This is a genomic window from Neisseria shayeganii 871, from assembly GCF_000226875.1.
Classification (GTDB): Bacteria; Pseudomonadota; Gammaproteobacteria; order Burkholderiales; family Neisseriaceae; genus Eikenella; species Eikenella shayeganii.
Genome location: NZ_JH164928.1, coordinates 1 through 2,007, shown reverse-complemented (window position 1 = coordinate 2,007; position 2,007 = coordinate 1). Strand labels below are relative to the sequence as shown.

2 protein-coding genes are annotated in these 2,007 nt (G+C 60.1%); both read left to right on the top strand.

The window, feature by feature from the left end; genetic code table 11:
* A partial coding sequence (locus tag HMPREF9371_RS13745; RefSeq protein ID WP_232203153.1) for a hypothetical protein occupies positions 1-202 on the top strand: 202 nt, incomplete at its 5' end.
* Positions 199-1,896 carry a single-stranded-DNA-specific exonuclease RecJ gene (recJ, locus tag HMPREF9371_RS10755; protein WP_009120184.1) on the top strand — a complete coding sequence of 566 codons (1,698 nt, stop codon included), beginning with the start codon at positions 199-201 and terminating at the stop codon, positions 1,894-1,896. The genes HMPREF9371_RS13745 and recJ, both read left to right, overlap by 4 nt.
* The last annotated feature ends 111 nt before the right edge of the window (positions 1,897-2,007 follow it).

The following is a 2,007-nucleotide window of genomic DNA, read 5'->3' as shown; positions in this document are numbered from 1 at the left end:
ACCTCCTGTGCAAGCCTTTTCTCAACCGCAGCAAACAGAAATCCAGCAGCCTGTTGTTTACAAGTCGAATTATGTTAAGAAGTTTTATCTTTTCTGCCGCCAACTCCTCGGTCTTTTCTGCCCGCCTCCTTATTCGACAATCGCGCACCTGCCGTCCTTTGCCTTTATAATGCCGGCCGTCAAAGGATTCCCATATTTATGAACGCCGCCATCCACACCCGGCAACCCGACCCCCAAGCCGAACAAACCCTGCTCGCCGCCGGTACACCACCGCTGCTGGCGCGGCTGTTTGCCGCCCGCCAGGTTTCCCGCCCCGAAGAGTTGGAAAACCGACTCAACCGCCTGCTGCCCTATCGGGATTTGAAAAACATCGAGGCGGCTGCCGGCCGTTTGGCCGACGCACTGGCCCGCCAAGAAAACATCCTCGTTCTGGCCGACTACGATGCCGACGGCGCCACCGCCTGCGCCCTCGCTATGCTCGGACTCAGCCGCATGGGCGGACGGGTAAACTTTCTCGTGCCAAACCGTTTCGAGCACGGCTACGGCCTCACGCCCGAGCTGGCCGAGCTGGCCGCACAACAGCAAACCAAACTGCTGTTGACGGTGGACAACGGCATCGCCAGCATCGCCGGCGTACAACGTGCCCAAGCGCTGGGCATGGACGTGCTGATTACCGACCACCACCTGCCCGGCAGCGAACTGCCCGCCTGCATCATCGTCAATCCCAACCAGCCCGGCTGCCGCTTTCCCAGCAAAAGCCTGGCCGGGGTGGGCGTGATGTTCTACGTTTTGAGCGCTTTGCGGGCAGAATTGCGCGCGCGCGACTGGTTTGCCGAACAAGGGCTACCTGAAATTCAGCTGGCCGAGTTGCTCGACTTGGTGGCCGTCGGCACCGTAGCCGACGTGGTCACGCTCGACCACAACAACCGCATTCTGGTGGAACAAGGACTCAAACGCATGCGTGCCGGCAAAACCCGTCCCGGCATCCGCGCCCTGTTTCAGGTAGCCAAACGCGACATCGCCAAAGCCAAACCCTTCGATCTCGGCTTTGCCATCGGCCCGCGCATCAATGCCGCCGGCCGCTTGGACGACATGAGCGTCGGCATTGCCTGCCTGCTGGCCGAAGACGATGAGCACGCTGCCCTGCTGGCCGAAGAGTTGAACGGGCTCAACCGCGAACGGCGCGAAATCGAGCAATCCATGCTGGCTGAAGCGCAAAATTTGGCCGAACAGATTGCCGTCAACGGCCGCTTCGGCATCACCGCTTTCCGTGAAGACTGGCACCAAGGCGTGGTCGGCATCGTCGCCGGCCGCCTGAAAGACCGCTTCCACCGCCCTGCCATCGTGTTCGCCCCGGCCGACAACGGCGAAATCCGCGGCTCGGGCCGTTCCATTCCCAAGCTCCATCTGCGCGATGCCCTAGACCTGCTCAGCAAACGCCACCCCGATTTACTGTTGAAGTTCGGCGGCCACGCCATGGCTGCCGGCTTAAGCATCCGCGCCGCCGATTTCGGCCGCTTCGCAGAAGCCTTCGAGCAGGTATTGCAGGAGCTGCTCGACGAATACGACCTAACCCGCACCTTCCTCACCGACGGCAGTCTGCCCCCCGCCGCGCTGTCGGTGCAAACGGCCGAAAGCCTGGCCGAACCGGTTTGGGGGCAAGGCTTCCAGGCACCGAGTTTTTACGATGAATTCGACGTACTCTGGCAGCGCGAAGTCGGCATCGGCCACCGCAAAGCCGGCCTCAGCCGGCAAGGTCGCACCGTAGAAGCCATGTTTTTCCGCTGTCCCGAGGCGCTGCCGCCCAAAATCGGCACCGTTTACCGACCGGTGGCCAACGAATGGCGCAACCAAACCGAATTGCAACTACATATTGATTATTGGGAAGCTTGTTAAGCATTGCGCTCTGATATTAGCTAGTTAGGCTCAGCCCTAAAACATTCGAGCTAAAAATCCTTATTTTTGCAGATGAATTCTTTCGGTGTAGGCCTGCCTAAGGTGTATAGT